The 15,290-nt window shown below is 68.6% G+C and carries 14 protein-coding genes, 3 tRNA genes and 1 pseudogene; 12 read left to right on the top strand and 6 right to left on the bottom strand.

Going from position 1 to position 15,290, the window contains the following annotated elements; genetic code table 11:
* The first annotated feature begins 14 nt into the window (after positions 1 to 14).
* Genes recO through nagZ form a run of 4 tightly spaced genes read left to right on the top strand, consistent with a single transcriptional unit; the run spans position 15 to position 3,096 of the window.
* Positions 15 to 833, top strand: coding sequence for a DNA repair protein RecO (gene recO / locus WS92_RS23405; protein ID WP_006025813.1), 819 nt, complete (start codon positions 15 to 17; stop codon positions 831 to 833).
* Positions 830 to 1,603 (top strand): pyridoxine 5'-phosphate synthase, encoded by a 774-nt coding sequence (gene pdxJ, locus WS92_RS23400; RefSeq protein WP_006025814.1) that lies wholly within the window; start codon positions 830 to 832, stop codon positions 1,601 to 1,603. The genes recO and pdxJ overlap by 4 nt, the downstream gene beginning before the upstream one ends.
* A 5-nt stretch (positions 1,604 to 1,608) precedes the next feature.
* Entirely contained in the window at positions 1,609 to 2,040 is a 432-nt protein-coding gene (gene acpS, locus WS92_RS23395) for a holo-ACP synthase (protein ID WP_006025815.1), read from the top strand.
* Positions 2,041 to 2,067: 27 nt separating this feature from the next.
* Positions 2,068 to 3,096, top strand: coding sequence for a beta-N-acetylhexosaminidase (nagZ, locus tag WS92_RS23390; RefSeq protein WP_059933972.1), 1,029 nt, complete (start codon positions 2,068 to 2,070; stop codon positions 3,094 to 3,096).
* 66 nt (positions 3,097 to 3,162) lie between these two features.
* Here nagZ and WS92_RS23385 read toward each other — a convergent pair whose 3' ends face one another.
* The 3 genes from WS92_RS23385 to earP form a co-directional block, all read right to left on the bottom strand.
* A complete protein-coding gene (locus WS92_RS23385; protein WP_009913159.1) occupies positions 3,163 to 4,560 on the bottom strand; it encodes a sigma-54-dependent transcriptional regulator in 1,398 nt (465 codons plus the stop codon).
* Between the two features lie 269 nt (positions 4,561 to 4,829).
* On the bottom strand, positions 4,830 to 5,387 hold the full coding sequence (gene efp / locus WS92_RS23380) for an elongation factor P (RefSeq protein WP_006025818.1): 558 nt from the start codon (positions 5,385 to 5,387) through the stop codon (positions 4,830 to 4,832).
* Between the two features lie 189 nt (positions 5,388 to 5,576).
* Positions 5,577 to 6,800, bottom strand: coding sequence for an elongation factor P maturation arginine rhamnosyltransferase EarP (earP, locus tag WS92_RS23375; protein ID WP_059933969.1), 1,224 nt, complete (start codon positions 6,798 to 6,800; stop codon positions 5,577 to 5,579).
* Positions 6,801 to 6,984: 184 nt separating this feature from the next.
* Between earP and uvrC the strand changes: the two genes are divergently transcribed.
* The 6 genes from uvrC to WS92_RS23345 all read left to right on the top strand — a co-directional run bounded on the left by uvrC (position 6,985) and on the right by WS92_RS23345 (position 11,582).
* Positions 6,985 to 9,153 (top strand): excinuclease ABC subunit UvrC, encoded by a 2,169-nt coding sequence (gene uvrC / locus WS92_RS23370; RefSeq protein WP_059933966.1) that lies wholly within the window; start codon positions 6,985 to 6,987, stop codon positions 9,151 to 9,153.
* 112 nt (positions 9,154 to 9,265) lie between these two features.
* Complete coding sequence (pgsA, locus tag WS92_RS23365; RefSeq protein ID WP_006025821.1) at positions 9,266 to 9,859, top strand: CDP-diacylglycerol--glycerol-3-phosphate 3-phosphatidyltransferase; 594 nt, start codon at positions 9,266 to 9,268, stop codon at positions 9,857 to 9,859.
* Between the two features lie 166 nt (positions 9,860 to 10,025).
* Positions 10,026 to 10,101 (top strand) — tRNA-Gly (locus tag WS92_RS23360).
* A 61-nt stretch (positions 10,102 to 10,162) separates the two neighbouring features.
* Positions 10,163 to 10,238 (top strand) — tRNA-Gly (locus WS92_RS23355).
* Positions 10,239 to 10,352: 114 nt separating this feature from the next.
* Positions 10,353 to 10,426: transfer RNA gene (locus WS92_RS23350), tRNA-Cys, on the top strand.
* 166 nt (positions 10,427 to 10,592) lie between these two features.
* Entirely contained in the window at positions 10,593 to 11,582 is a 990-nt protein-coding gene (locus WS92_RS23345) for a CPBP family intramembrane glutamic endopeptidase (RefSeq protein WP_015602216.1), read from the top strand.
* Between the two features lie 175 nt (positions 11,583 to 11,757).
* On the opposite strand, the gene WS92_RS23340 is transcribed toward WS92_RS23345, so the two are convergent.
* Both WS92_RS23340 and WS92_RS23335 read right to left on the bottom strand, forming a co-directional pair.
* On the bottom strand, positions 11,758 to 12,270 hold the full coding sequence (locus WS92_RS23340) for a GAF domain-containing protein (RefSeq protein ID WP_015600142.1): 513 nt from the start codon (positions 12,268 to 12,270) through the stop codon (positions 11,758 to 11,760).
* Positions 12,271 to 12,419: 149 nt separating this feature from the next.
* Positions 12,420 to 12,771: pseudogene (locus tag WS92_RS23335) on the bottom strand (LysR family transcriptional regulator).
* Between the two features lie 126 nt (positions 12,772 to 12,897).
* On the opposite strand from WS92_RS23335, the gene WS92_RS23330 reads away from it, so the two are divergent.
* Entirely contained in the window at positions 12,898 to 13,764 is an 867-nt protein-coding gene (locus tag WS92_RS23330; RefSeq protein WP_015600774.1) for a pirin family protein, read from the top strand.
* Between the two features lie 186 nt (positions 13,765 to 13,950).
* Entirely contained in the window at positions 13,951 to 14,454 is a 504-nt protein-coding gene (locus tag WS92_RS23325) for a GNAT family N-acetyltransferase (protein WP_015600531.1), read from the top strand.
* Here WS92_RS23325 and WS92_RS23320 read toward each other — a convergent pair.
* Positions 14,370 to 15,290, bottom strand: a complete 921-nt coding sequence (locus tag WS92_RS23320; protein ID WP_006025826.1) for a cytochrome c oxidase assembly protein — start codon at positions 15,288 to 15,290, stop codon at positions 14,370 to 14,372. The genes WS92_RS23325 and WS92_RS23320 overlap by 85 nt on opposite strands.

Genomic DNA, 15,290 nt, shown 5'->3' with positions numbered 1-15,290 from the left:
CGTCCGATGTCGGGATGACCGACGAGGCCGACGCCGACCCGCAACCCCCGATCGCGCCGCCCGCGCCGGACGCCGGCAAGCCGGCGCGCAAGCCGCGCCGCGCCGCGCCGCGCACGTCCGAATTCCGGATCGCCGAGCAGCCGGGGTTCGTGCTGCATAGCTATCCGTATCGCGAGACGAGCCTCGTCGTCGACGTGCTGACGCGCGACCACGGCCGCATCGCGCTCGTCGCGAAGGGCGCGAAGCGCCCGCATTCGGCGCTGCGCGGCGTGCTGCAGACGTTCCAGCCGCTGTCGCTGTCGTGGTCCGGCAAGTCGGAGCTGCGCACGCTGACGGGCGCCGAATGGGTGGGCGGCATGCTGCCGCTCGCGGGCGACGCGCTCTTGTGCGGCTTCTACGTGAACGAGCTGCTCGTCAAGTTCTGCGCGCGCGAAGATCCGCATCCGCCGCTCTTCCAGCACTATCTCGTCACGCTCACGCGCCTCGCGCACGGCGAGCCGCCCGTGCAGGTGCTGCGCTCGTTCGAGCGCGTGCTGCTGCGCGAGACGGGCTATGCGATGACGTTGAAGCGCACCGTCGCGCGGCGCGCGGTCGAGCCCGGCAGGCTCTACGTGTTCGATCCGCAGCGCGGCGTGTGCGATGCGGGCAGCGACGTGCCGTCGCACTGGCCCGTGATCGCCGGCCAGACGTTGCTCGACATGGAAGAGGACGATTACCATCGGGCGCAGACCGTTGCGCAAAGCAAGACGCTGATGCGCTTTCTGCTCAACACCTATCTGGGCGGCACGCCGCTCGCCACGCGTCAGATCCTGATCGACCTGCAAAACCTATGAGCTTCTTCCTCACGACGCCTACCGCCATCGAACTGGGCGTGAACATCGACCACGTCGCGACGCTGCGCAACGCGCGCGGCACCGCCTATCCGGACCCCGTGCGCGCGGCGCTCGCCGCCGAGGATGCCGGCGCCGACGCGATCACGCTGCATCTGCGCGAAGACCGCCGGCACATCGTCGACGCGGACGTGCGCACGCTGCGTCCGCTCGTGAAGACGCGGATGAATCTCGAGTGCGCGGTGACGCCGGAGATGCTCGACATCGCGTGCGAGATCCGGCCGCACGACGCCTGCCTCGTGCCGGAGAAGCGCTCGGAGCTGACGACGGAAGGCGGCCTCGACGTCGTCGGGCACTTCGACGCGGTACGCGCCGCGTGCAAGCAGCTCGCGGACGCGGGCGTGCGCGTGTCGCTCTTCATCGATCCGGACGACGCGCAGATCCGCGCCGCGCACGAGACGGGCGCGCCCGTGATCGAGCTGCACACCGGCCGCTATGCGGACGCGCACGACGCGGCCGAGCAGCAGCGCGAGTTCGAGCGGATCGCGACGGGCGTCGACGCCGGCATCGCGCTCGGGCTGAAGGTGAACGCGGGCCACGGACTGCACTACACGAACGTGCAGGCGATCGCCGCGCTGCCCGGCATCGCCGAGCTGAACATCGGGCACGCGATCGTCGCGCACGCGGTGTTCGCGGGCTGGGACAACGCGGTGCGCGAGATGAAGGCGATCATGGTCGCCGCGCGCGTCGCCGCGCTGCACGGCGGCCGCTGACGCGCATGGCGATCTACGGCATCGGCACCGATCTCGCTCAGGTGAGCCGCATCGCCGCCGTGCTCGAGCGCACGGGCGGGCGCTTCGCCGCGAAGGTGCTCGGCCCCGACGAACTGCGCGTGTTCCACGCGCGGCGCGCGCGCTCGGAGGCGCGCGGCATCGCGTTTCTCGCGACGCGCTTTTCCGCGAAGGAAGCGTTCTCGAAGGCGATCGGCCTCGGCATGCACTGGCCGATGACATGGCGCGCGCTGCAGACGCTCAACCGGCCGAGCGGCGAGCCTTACGTCGTCGCGTCGGGCGAGCTCGCCGCGTGGCTCGATGCGCGCGGCATCACCGCGCGCGTGACGGTGAGCGACGAGCGCGACTACGCGGTCACGTTCGTCGTCGCCGAGGCGCCCGACGACGTCGTCGCCGCACGCTCGGGCGCCGCTTCCTGATCCATTCTCCGCAAGGACGCTGATTCGATGAAACTGACCCCCGGTCCGGTGATGCTCGACGTCGTCGGCACGACGCTCACGCGTGACGACGCGCGCCGTCTCGCGCATCCGCAGACGGGCGGCGTGATCCTGTTCGCGCGCCACTTCGAAAGCCGCGCGCAGCTCGTCGCGCTGACCGACGCGATCCGCGCGGTCCGCGACGACATCCTGATCGCGGTCGATCACGAGGGCGGCCGCGTGCAGCGCTTTCGCACCGACGGCTTCACCGTGCTGCCGGCGATGCGCCGGCTCGGCGAGCTGTGGGACCACGACGTGCTGCGCGCGACGAAGGCGGCGACCGCGCTCGGCTACGTGCTCGCGTCCGAGTTGCGCGCGTGCGGCATCGACATGAGCTTCACGCCCGTGCTCGACCTCGATTACGGCCGCTCGAAGGTGATCGGCGATCGCGCGTTCCATCGCGATCCGCGCGTTGTCGCGCTGCTCGCGAAGAGCGTCAACCACGGGCTCGCGCTCGCCGGGATGGCGAACTGCGGCAAGCATTTTCCCGGTCACGGCTTCGCGCAGGCTGATTCGCACGTCGCGCTGCCGACCGACGACCGCCCGCTCGAAGATATCCTCGCGAACGACGCGGCGCCGTACGACTGGCTCGGGCTGTCGCTTGCGGCCGTCATCCCGGCGCACGTGATCTATACGCAGGTCGACTCGAAGCCGGCGGGCTTCTCGCGCGTGTGGCTGCAGGACGTGCTGCGCGGCCGGCTGCGCTTTCCGGGCGCGGTGTTCAGCGACGATCTGTCGATGGAGGCCGCGCGCGAAGGCGGCACGCTCGCGCAGGCGGCGCAGGCGGCGCTCGATGCGGGCTGCGACATGGTGCTCGTCTGCAATCAGCCGGATGCGGCGGAACGGGTGCTCGACGCGCTGCGCACGACGACATCGCGTGAATCGCTGCAGCGGATCAAGCAGATGCGGCCGCGCGGCAAGGCGCTCAAATGGCGCAAGCTGATGCGCGAGCCGCGTTATCTGAATGCGCAGGAACTCCTGCGCAGCGCGTTCGCCTGACTTGAAACGGGCGAACGCGGGGCGAAGGCGGCGTGCGGCCGCCTTCGCGTCGACGTCGGCCGGACGTCAGCCGATCTTCATTCGCTGCAGCTTGTTGTAGAGCGTCTTCGGGCTGATGCCGAGCAGCGTCGCCGCACGGTGGCGCGTGCCGCCGACCGCGTCGAGCGTCGCGCGGATCAGCAGATCCTCGACGTCGGCGAGCGGCATGCCGACGCGCACCTGCACGCTGCTGCCGTTCAGCGCGGCGCCGGGCTTCGGATACGCGTCGCCCGCGCGCAGCGTATCGATGAAGTCGCCCGACTGGTCGTACGCGGTCCGCACGCGCTCCTGCAGCTCGCGCACGTTGCCCGGCCAGTCGTAGGCGAGGCATTCGCGGATGAAGCCGGGCGCGATCCGCTTGTCGGTGATGTTCAGGCCCGCCGCGCGCGCGTCGCGGTTCAGGTCGTCGACGAACGCCTCGGCCATGACGACGACATCGTCGTCGCGTTCGCGCAGCGGCGGCAGGCCGATCGACGCGGCGTCGAGGCGCAGCCACAGATCCTCGCGCAGCGTGCCGTTCGCGACCGCTTCGCGCGCGGGGCGGCGCGTCGTCGCGATCAGCCGGAAGTCGCTCGCGATTTCCGTCGTGCCGCCGACGCGCATGAAATTCTGCGAATCGAGCGCGCGCAGCAGCGCCTCCTGCAGCGACAGCGGCAGCGCGGTGATTTCCTCGAGGAACAGCGTGCCGCCGCTCGCCTGCTCGAAGAGGCCGGGGTCGCGCCGCTCGACGCCCGTGTACGCGCCGCGCTCGCGGCCGAGCAGCATGCTCTCGATCGCGCGGCCGTTGGTCTCGATGTTGCGCGGCGATTGCACGGCGGCGCGGCAGTCGAACGCGACGAACGGGCCCTTGCGGCGGCGGCTCAGCCCGTGCAGCGTGCGCGCGGCCGCCTCCTTGCCGGTGCCGGGCTCGCCCCACAGCAGCACCGCGGTTTCGGTGCGCGCGTTGTGCTCGATCATGTCGTAGACGTGCTGGATCGCGTCGCTGCGCCCGACGAGCGAGCCGAAGCGGCCGAGGCGGCGCAGCGACGCGCGCAGCGCCTGCACTTCCTCGATCAGTTCGTACGGGCGCGGGATTCGCGCGAGCAGGCTGCGCAGCCGCGGGATGTTGACTGGCTTCAGCAGGTAATCCCAGACGCCGTGCCGCAGCCCCTCGATCGCGCTTTCGACGGTCGCGTTGCCGGTCAGCACGATCACCGGCAGCGAGCCGTTCGGCTGCTGTTGCGGCAGGTTCTGCAGCAGGTCGAAGCCGCTGCCGTCGGGCAGGTTCAGGTCGACGAGGACGACGTCGGGAATCGAGCGGGCGAGGGCGCCACGGGCCTCGGCGAGCGAGGTGGCCGTATCGACCGAGAAACCGTCCGCGGCGAGGAGCGCGGTCAGGCCGGATAAGCTATTGGGATCGTCTTCGACAATCAGGGCGTGTGGCATGGTGTGCGCAATTGAAAGACCGGTCCATCGGCCGGACCGGCGTACAGCCCCCATTTCGGGATGAGAAATGAATTTTATGCCCCATCGCGCACTTGGCGTACGGTATTTGTTATCGACTATAAAACAGTTACGGATGATACAAATTGAATCCCGTCAGTGCTTCTTCAAGGCATTGTTTATGATGTGGCGCCTTTATGCAATAAGCGGCGTCGAATAAACAAAAAGCGCCCCGAAGGGCGCTTTGTTCGACCTGCCGGCGCAATCGGCGCTTATGCGCGGCTGCGGTACTCGTTCGTGCGCGTGTCGATTTCGATCTTGTCGCCGGTGTTGCAGAAGAGCGGCACCTGCAGCTCGAAGCCCGTCGAGAGCTTCGCGTTCTTGAGCACCTTGCCCGACGACGTGTCGCCCTTGACGGCCGGTTCCGTGTACGTGATCTCGCGAACGAGGATCGTCGGCAGTTCGACCGAGATCGCCTTCTCGTTGTAGAACACGACTTCGCACGCCATGCCGTCTTCGAGGTAGTTGAGCGCGTCGCCCATCATTTCCGCTTCGACTTCGTACTGGTTGTAGTCGGCGTCCATGAACACGTACATCGGGTCGGCAAAGTACGAGTACGTGACTTCCTTGCGATCGAGCACGACGACGTCGAACTTGTCGTCCGCCTTGTAGACCGATTCCTGGCCTGCGTTCGTCAGCAGGTTCTTCAGCTTCATCTTGACGACGGCGGCGTTGCGGCCCGACTTGTTGTATTCGGCCTTCGAGACGACCCATGCGTCGTTGCCGACCATCACGACGTTGCCTACGCGGAGTTCCTGTGCGGTTTTCATAACTAAAACTATCCTGAACGAGAGAATTTGCCTGAGCGTTGCTCAACGGCTAACGGCGCAAGCGGGCTCGACCCGGCAAGCCCGGCGACCGCATGCGCGATCGGCCGCGGCCGGGCTGGCGGCCCCCTTTATCCTGAAGCGTCGCGCCGGTAACGGACGCGCTTGCGTGGTCAGCCGTTGGATAACCGCTTATTTTAACTGAGTTTTTGCAAAATCCGCCAGATTTCCGGCGAGGTCGCCGACGGCCGCGAGCTCGTTCGCCCAGTTCGCCGCGCGCGCGGCGAGCGCCGCGCGGTGCTGCCAGAAGTCGGCCCAGTCGGGCGCGCCCGCGCCATTCCACGCATGCCAGAAGCGTTCGGTCGCCGCGCGCGTCGCGTGATCGACGCGCGCCGTGACGTGCGCGAGCGCCGCGTCGAGCTTCGGCAGATGCGCGTCGTCGGCCTGCGGATAGATCTGCCAGACGAACGGCCGGCGCGCCCATTGCGCGCGAACGAACGAATCCTCGCCGCGCACGAAGTTCACGTCGCTCGCCCACAGCAGCCGGTCGTAGTCGGGCTGTGCGACGAACGCGAGCCCGTGCGCGGCGACGCTGCCGCGTGCCGCGTGCGCGCCGGCGCCGAACGTGCCGACCCCGAAGAAGCGCGCGACGCGCGCCGAGATCCGGCCCTCGGGCACGAGCAGCACGACCGGCTCGCCGCCGTCGCGCCATTGTTCGAGCAGCGCGTCGAGCGCCGGGTTCTCGTACGCGAAGAGCGATGCGACGGTTGCGTCCGGGCCTGGCCTCGGCGCGCCCGCAACGTCTCGCCACCATGCGCGGCGCGCGTCGTCGTCGGCTTCGAACGCGGCGCGGCGCGCGTCGAGATCGCGCTCCTTCAGCACGCCGCCCGTGCCGGGGCCGAGGCCGGGGAAGAAGAACGTCTTCGTCAGCGGGTAGCGCGGGTGCGGCGACGGGCGCAGATGGAAGTCGCCCACCCAGTCTTCGGCGCTCAGGTATTCGAGGTTGATCCAAACGGGCGGCCGCGCGCGGCGCGCCATCGCGGCGACGTAAGCGCCCGGCAGCTCGCACGCGAACGCTTCGATCACGACGTCGGCGATCTCGAGCGTGTCGCCCGCGTGCGCGGGCGCGCGCCAGTGTTCGACGGCGATGCCGTCGACGGTCTGCCGCGCGGCGTCGGGCCGGGCGGCCGGCTGCAGGCGCGCGAATGTCGCGAGATCGTCGACGAAGAGCCGCACCTGCCAGCCATGCTCGGCCGCGAGCTGGCGCGCGAGGCGCCAGCACACGCCGATGTCGCCGAAGTTGTCGACGACCGCGCAGAAGATGTCGCACGCGACCGGGCCCGCCGCGTCTTGCGGCGGCGGGCGAGTGTCGGCGGGCGCGGAAGCGGGCGGGGTGAGCGGGGCGGACGACGTCATCTGGTCTGGGCAAGCGTAGCGAATGAAACGCTGATTGGCAGGCGAATCAGCGTGCAAACCGGCGAGCCGCGCGGCACGCGGACGCGCGCCGCGGCGGCCGGGCCGCGATCGCGCGCGGCGAATGCTCTAAACTGGCGATTCTAAATGACCTTGTTCGCGCGCGCCGCTCGCGCCCGCATTGAGCATGACATCCCCCGACGCACCCGAATCCCGTTTCGAACCCAAGCCGATCCTCGCCCAACTGCCGCACCTGCCGGGCGTCTACCGTTACTACGACGCGCAGGACGCGGTGCTGTACGTCGGCAAGGCGCGCGACCTGAAAAAGCGCGTGTCGAGCTACTTCACGAAGACGCAGTCGTCGCCGCGGATCGCGATGATGGTCACGCGCATCGCGCGCGTCGAGACCACGGTCACGCGCTCGGAGGCCGAGGCGCTGCTGCTCGAGAACAACCTGATCAAGGCGCTCGCGCCGCGCTACAACATCCTGTTTCGCGACGACAAGTCGTATCCGTACCTGAAGCTCACGGGCCACGCATTTCCGCGCATGGCGTACTACCGCGGCGCGGTCGACAAGAAGAACCAGTACTTCGGGCCGTTTCCGAGCGCGTGGGCGGTGCGCGAGAGCATCCAGATCCTGCAGCGCGTGTTCCAGTTGCGCACCTGCGAGGACTCGGTGTTCAACAACCGCACGCGCCCGTGCCTGCTGCACCAGATCGGCCGCTGCTCGGCGCCGTGCGTCGGCGCGATCGGCGAGGAGGACTATGCGCGCGACGTGGACAACGCGTCGCGCTTCCTGCTCGGCCGGCAGGGCGAGGTGATGGGCGAGCTCGAGCGGAAGATGCACGCGTTCGCGGCCGAGCTGAAGTTCGAGCAGGCAGCGGCCGTGCGCAACCAGATGAGCTCGCTCGCGAAGGTGCTGCATCAGCAGGCGATCGACGTCGGCGGCGACAGCGACGTCGATATCCTCGCCGTCGTCGCGCAGGGCGGCCGCGTGTGCGTGAATCTCGCGATGGTGCGCGGCGGCCGGCATCTCGGCGACAAGGCGTATTTCCCGACGCACGTCGAAACCGCGCTTGCGCTCGAAGGCGACTTCGACGCGCGCGCCGGCGAAGGCGCGGGCGACGACGCGCAGGCCGCCGGAGCGGAGCCGACGGCGCGGGCGCCGCTTGCGGGCGACGCGCTCGCCGACGCGCGTGCCGAAGGCGATGTCGAGCGACGCGCGGACGCGAGCGTCGGCCCGCAAGGCGAGGCCGAAGCGCGCGAGGCCGGCGCGCCGCCCGGCAGCGGCGCTGCAGCCGCGCCGCAGGAAGCCGAGACCGATGCTGCCGCCGCGCCGCTCGAAACCGAAGTGCTCGAAGCGTTCATCGCGCAGCACTACCTCGGCAACCGCGTGCCGCCGATTCTCGTCGTGAGCCATGCGCCCGCGAATCGCGAGCTGATCGATCTGCTCGTCGAGCAGGCTGGGCACAAGGTCGCGGTCGTGCGGCAGCCGCAGGGCCAGAAGCGCGCGTGGCTCGCGATGGCCGAGCAGAACGCGCGCCTCGCGCTCGCGCGGCTCTTGTCCGAGCAGGGCTCGCAGCAGGCGCGCACGCGCGCGCTCGCCGACGTGCTCGGCTACGAGAGCGACGATCTCGCGCAGTTGCGGATCGAGTGCTTCGACATCAGCCATACGATGGGCGAGGCGACGCAGGCGTCGTGCGTCGTCTATCACCATCACAAGATGCAGTCGTCCGAGTACCGCCGCTACAACATCGCGGGGATCACGCCCGGCGACGACTACGCGGCGATGCGCCAGGTGCTCACGCGCCGCTACGAGAAGATGGTCGAGGAGGCGGCCGCCGAGGCGTCGGCCGACGAAGCGGCCGGCATCGACGGCAACGCGGTGCATGCGGCCGCTTCGGCCGGGCGGTTGCCGAACATCGTGCTGATCGACGGCGGCCGGGGCCAGGTCGAGATCGCGCGCCAGGTGTTCTCCGAGCTCGGGCTCGATATCTCGATGCTCGTCGGCGTGGCGAAGGGCGAGGGGCGCAAGGTCGGGCTCGAGACGCTGATCTTCGCCGACGGCCGCGCGCCGCTCGAGCTCGGCAAGGAGAGCGCCGCGCTGATGCTCGTCGCGCAGATCCGCGACGAGGCGCACCGCTTCGCGATCACCGGGATGCGCGCGAAGCGGGCGAAGGCGCGGCAGACGTCGCGGCTCGAGGAACTCGAAGGCGTCGGCGCGAAGCGTCGGCAGCGACTGCTTGCGCGCTTCGGCGGCTTGCGCGGCGTCGTTGCCGCGAGCGTCGACGAGCTCGCGAGCGTCGAAGGCATCTCCCGCGCGCTCGCCGAGCAGATCTACCGGCAACTCCACTGAACGCCGCACCGCCCGCCGCCGCCCGGCCCGGCGCGGCCCGCGCCGGGCGCCTTGCTTGTGGCGGCGCGGGCGACGCGGCACAATGGCAAATCCTTCAATCGTGTCGCGTGCCATGCCGTTCAACTTCCCGATTTTCCTGACGTGGGTGCGAATCGTGCTGATTCCGCTCGTCGTCGGCGTGTTTTATCTGCCGGACACGATGCTGAGCGCCGACCATCGCAATCTGGCGGCCGCCGTGATCTTCATTCTGGCCGCGCTGACCGACTGGTTCGACGGCTATCTCGCGCGGAAATGGAACCAGACGTCGGCATTCGGCGCGTTTCTCGATCCGGTCGCCGACAAGCTGATGGTGACGGCGGCGCTGCTGATGCTCGTGCAGCTCGCGCGCATTGATGCGGCGATCGCGCTCGTGATCGTCGGCCGCGAAATCGCGATCTCGGCGCTGCGTGAATGGATGGCGCAGATCGGCGCGTCGAAGAGCGTCGCGGTGAACTCGCTCGGCAAGTTCAAGACCGCGTGCCAGATGGTCGCGATCCCGATGCTGCTCTTCTACGGCCGGCTGCCGTTCGGCGGCGGCGTCGCGATCGACACGCGCGTGTGGGGCGAGTGGCTGATCTATCTCGCGGCCGTGCTGACGATCTGGTCGATGCTCTACTACATGAAGCTCGCGTGGCCGCAGATTCGCGAGCGCGGCGGCGCGGCGTGAGCGCGGAACGCACGGCGAAACGCATGCCGGATCGCGCGTCGACGATGGCGATGACGTGATCGAAGAAAAAGGGCGCGAAAAACGCTTGACACGCAAATCGAGTTTCGCCATAATTTCGCTTCTCCACTGCATGACGCCTGACGCAGTGCGGTGGGGGAAGCAAAACGCGGGAGTAGCTCAGTTGGTAGAGCGCAACCTTGCCAAGGTTGAGGTCGCGAGTTCGAGACTCGTCTCCCGCTCCAGGTTTCAAGGCAGCGTTTTGCTTGACGTGCATGTTCGGCAAGACATGCAGTGCAGGATGATGCGGGAGTAGCTCAGTTGGTAGAGCGCAACCTTGCCAAGGTTGAGGTCGCGAGTTCGAGACTCGTCTCCCGCTCCAGAACAAGGGGAAGCCAAGCTTCCCTTTTTGTTTGATGGGCCTTTCGGCCCTCGAACGAAATCTGTCGATCGTTGCAAGCCGGCTGGTTTTCGCGACGTTCGGCAGTCCGCTTACGGCGCGATAGCAAAGCGGTTATGCAGCGGCCTGCAAAGCCGTGTAGGCCGGTTCGACTCCGGCTCGCGCCTCCAGACAAAGCCCCGATCAACGGGGCTTTTCTTTTTTTCGCTTCCCCGCCCGTATCGCCGCTTCCGGTGTGACAATCGCGTTCAATCCGCATGCGCCGCGGGCAACGCGCAGCGTCGCCTGCTCGCGTGCGCGAGCCGTTTCCCATTTCGAGCCCGACCGGGAGCGTACTTGAAACCGATTCATTCGAATTCGTCCGCGTCGTCGAACGACACGTCGGCCGCGGCATCGGCCGGGTATCGCGGCGGCCGTCTGCGCCGGGTCCTGCTGGATCAGGACGGCTTGCGCGCGCCGTGGGGCGTGCTGCTGTTCGTCGCGATCTTCGTCGGTGCGATCGCCGGGCTTGCGCTCGTCTCGCGCCGGCTGCTGCCGATGCCGGCGGGCGATCAGGCGCTGTCCGTCGCGAACGGCGCGGTGATGGAGGCGATGCAACTCGCATCGGTTGCGCTCGCAACGATCGTGCTCGCGTGGATCGAGCGCCGTTCGCCGTTTTCCTACGGGCTGCAGGGGCGAGCGCGCGCGTTGCGCTTCGCGGCTGGCGCCGTATGCGGCTTCATGGCGATTTCGGCGCTGGTGTTCGCGTTGTGGGAGGCCGGGCTGCTGCGCTTCGATGCGCCCGCGATTCACGGTGCGCGCGCGTGGGAATATGCGGCCGTGTGGGCCGCGATGTTCGTGATGACCGGGCTCTTCGAGGAGTCGCTGCTGCGCGGCTATCTGCTTTGTACGCTCGCGCGCTGGATTGGCTTTTGGTGGGGCGCCGTGTTGTTGTCGGCGCTCTTCGGCGCGCTGCATGTCGTCAGTCCGGACGAATCGATCATGGGGCTCGTGTCGGCGATGCTGTTCGGATTCGTCTTCTGTCTATCGCTCTGGTATACGGGGTCGCTCTGGTGGGCGATCGGCTTTCATGCGGCATGGGACTGGGGCGAATCGTATTTCTACGGCGCGCCGGATAGCGGCCGGCTCGTCGAGGGCGTGCGGCTGACCGCGCACGCCGTCGGGCATCCGCTGCTGAGCGGCGGGACGGCCGGGCCCGAGGGCAGCGTGCTGGTTCTGCCGCTGCTCGCTATCGGCGCGTTCGCGATGTGGGGCTGGTGGGGGCGCGGCGCACGTGCGCCGGGCATTGCGCTGCGTGGCGAAAGCGCGCGGGGAATCGATCGATAGACGCGGCCGGCCGGTTCGATGAGGGAGCGGCCGGGCACCCTGATTCATCGCGAGTGCGCGCGGGGGCGCGATCATACGGACGCGAGGCGCGCGCGCTTGCACACTGTCGAGACGAGGCGAACGGCTTGCCGGCGACGCCTTCCGCCTGGCACGGCCGGCATCGCCGGATACCGATTCACTTGCCGGGCCGCGCCGCGTTTTCCCACGCGACCTCGACGAACACCCGGCAGAGCGCCTCCATGCCTGCCGCGTCCTCTTCGTCGAAGCGGCCGATCAGCGGGCTGTCGACGTCCCATACGCCGATCAATGCGCCGTCGCGCGCGACGAGCGGCACGACGATTTCCGATTGCGACGCCGAATCGCATGCGATGTGGCCGGCAAACGCGTGCACGTCGTGCACGACTTGCGTGCTGCGCGTCTGCGCGGCCGTCCCGCACACGCCCTTGCCGAGCGGAATGCGCACGCACGCGGGCTTGCCCTGGAACGGGCCGACGACGAGCTCGCGGCCGTCAAGGAAATAGAAGCCGGCCCAGTTGAGGCCGTCGAGCGAGTGGTAGACGAGCGAAGCGAAATTCGCCGCGTTGGCGACGACATCGGTTTCCGTCTCGACGAGCGCGCGCGCCTGCGCGGCGAGCGTTTCGTAGAGCGCAGGCTTCGATGACGGAAGGGTTTCGGAGAGCGCGAACATGAGCGATTGACGTGATGGTTGAGCGGCGGCTGCGGCGGCCGCAACTCGTGCAGTCTAAGGGAATTCGCCGCGGCGCGCGGCGTGATCGCGCGCCGCGGCCGGGGCCGATCGGAGGCGGGCGCCGTATCGATCGAAGGCCCGAGCGTTGTCTAATCCGGCTCGAGCGCGGCGAAACGCCGGGCGAGAAAGTCGAGCAGCGCGCACGGACGGCAGCAGCCCGCGGCGCGACGCGAACACCGCATGCACGATTTCGCGCCGCGGCGCCCAGCCGGGCAGCAGTTGCCGCAGCTCGCCGCGCGCAATCGGGCCGCGGACCATCATCGTCGGCAACTGGGCGACGCCGACGCTCGCGGCGGCGGCCGCGCGCAGCGCGATGTCGATTAGGAGCGCGATGCGCCGGCTCAGCTTCGACTTCGGCATGTTCAGCGCGCGCCCGGCGGGCGCGAAGCCGCCATGATCGACGACCTGGACGAAGTAGCAGAGATCGTTCAGATCCCGCATGATGCATCGTTCTCCATATGGAACGCTGAGTGCGATTTCCACGCACTACCGCAAACATCGTTCGGATTCTATCTTCTATCCATCGACTGAAGCGATCGCTTCGGCCATGAATGAAAGGAGAGGAGCATGAAGCAAATCGTCGGCGTGCACAGCGCGCCTCGCTCGCATTGGGTCGGCGACGGCTTTCCCGCGCGGCCCCTGTTCAGCTACGACAGCCACGGCGCGCATCTGAGCCCGTTCCTGCTGCTCGACTATGCCGGTCCCGCGCGCTTCGAGCCGACGGCCCGCCGGCGCGGCGTCGGCCAGCACCCGCACCGCGGGTTCGAGACGGTGACGATCGTCTATCAGGGCGAAGTCGATCACCGCGACTCGACGGGCGCGGGCGGCCATATCGGCCCGGGCGACGTCCAGTGGATGACGGCGGCGGGCGGCATCCTGCACGAGGAGTTTCATTCGGCGCAGTTCGCGCGCGACGGCGGCACGCTCGAGATGGTGCAGCTCTGGGTGAATCTGCCGGCGAAGGACAAGATGTCCGAGCCCGGCTACCAGACGCTGCCGAACGACAGTATCCCGTCCGTCGAGCTGCCCGACGGCGCGGGCCGCGTGCGGGTGATCGCGGGCGAGTTCGGCGGCCGCCGCGGGCCGGCGCGCACGCACACGCCGCTCGACGTGTGGGACGTGCGCGTTGCGCAGGGCGGCCACGTGCGGCTGCGCGCCGACGCGGGCCGCACGCTCGCGCTCGTCGTGCTGCGCGGCACGGTGCTCGTGAACGGCGAAGAGGTCGTGCGCGAAGCGCAACTCGTGCAGTTCGCGCGGGACGGCGGCGACGTCGACATCGAAGCGAACAACGATGCGACGCTGCTGTGGCTGAGCGGCGAGCCGATCGACGAGCCGATCGTCGGCTACGGGCCGTTCGTGATGAACAGCGACGAGGAGATCCGTCAGGCGATCGACGATTTCAACGGCGGCCGCTTCGGCAAGATGAGCGCTTGACGAAGGCCCCGCGATGAGCGGGGCGTTTTTCGTGCGCCGTCGCGCGGCGCCGCGCGCGGATGCTCGGCGCGGCGCGTGCGCATCGGCGCGGATGTCTGCATTCGCGTTCGCGACCCCGTCCGTTCAAGGCATAATCGGCCATTGCGCGCATCGCAACGGCGCAGCCTTTCATTCGGGATCTCGATCATGTCCATCTCCACGACAGCCGCTTCGTCCGTTACCACCGCTGCGCCGCCGGCGTCGCTCGAATGGCGCTGGAAGCCGTTCGGCGCGCTGACGCCGAGCGAGATCTACGCGATCCTCGCGGCGCGCAGCGACGTGTTCGTCGTCGAGCAGAACTGCGTGTACCGCGACATCGATCATGCCGATCTCGAGGCATGGCACCTCGGCGCGTACGACGCGCAGGGCCGCCTCGCATGCTACCTGCGCGTGCTGCTGCCCGACGCGTCGGAGCCGGACATCCGGATCGGACGCGTGCTGACGACGCAGCCGTTTCGCGGAATGGGCGTCGGCCATGCGATGCTCTCGGCCGTGCTCGAGCGCATTCGCGCGCAATGGCCGGATACGCCGATCAGCCTGCACGCGCAGGCGCATTTACAGAAGTTTTATGGCGCGTTCGGTTTCGCGCCGAGTTCGGACGTGCACGACGAGGACGGCATTGCGCATGTGTGGATGCGTTCGCCCGCGTGAGCGGCGCGCGCCGCGCGCTCGTCGGACAGCCGGCCGCGCGCGGACAGCCGCATCCAGTGCCGCAGCGCGATCAGCGCGCCGATCACGCTCATCATCGAGCCGGGAATCCACAGCAGCAGCCCGCCGATCTGCTGGTCGCGCAGCGGGCTCAACCACGTGAACGCGCGCCCGCAGATCGAATAGATCGGATAGAGCTCGTGCGGCGTGAAGAAGATCAGCGCGCCGAGCATGATCTGCGGCGGAATCGCCGCGACGACCATCAGGATGCGCCGCCCCGGCGCGAGCCGGGCGGGCGGCGCGGGCCGTGGATCGACGACGAGCCACCAGAATAGCAGCCCGTCGATCACCATGCTCCAGTTCATCACGCGATAGAGCCGCCAGTCGAGCATCGCGACGAAGTGGATCGGCGACAGCAGCCAGAAATAGATCAGTCCGACGAACAGCACGACCGCGACGACCGGATTGAACAGCACGTCGAGCGTCGCGCGCACGAACGGCTGCGCGAGCGCGGGGCGCACGAAGCGCTGCCGCCACGCGAACGGGATGCCGGCGCGGATCGCCGCGCCCGGATACGACAGCGCGATGAAGAACGGCCCGAGGTGGTGCAGCACCAGGTGCTGCGCGCGATGCATGAAGAACTCGTGCTCGAAGAAATAATCGAGCCGCGTGTGCAGCGCGACGTACAGCGCGACAAGTCCGAGCCAGAACGCGACGCGCCGCGGCGCCGACACCTTCGCCTTGCGCGCGCCGCGCGCGAACAGCACGCCGGCCACGAGCACGGCGATCACGACGGTGGGCGACGGCTCCCACGGCTCGAGCCAGTACAGCAGGTTCAT

This window comes from Burkholderia sp. MSMB1588 (assembly GCF_001546925.1).
GTDB lineage: Bacteria > Pseudomonadota > Gammaproteobacteria > Burkholderiales > Burkholderiaceae > Burkholderia > Burkholderia humptydooensis.
The sequence above is the reverse complement of the archived record's forward strand: the minus strand, read 5'-3'. Positions and strand labels throughout refer to the sequence as shown.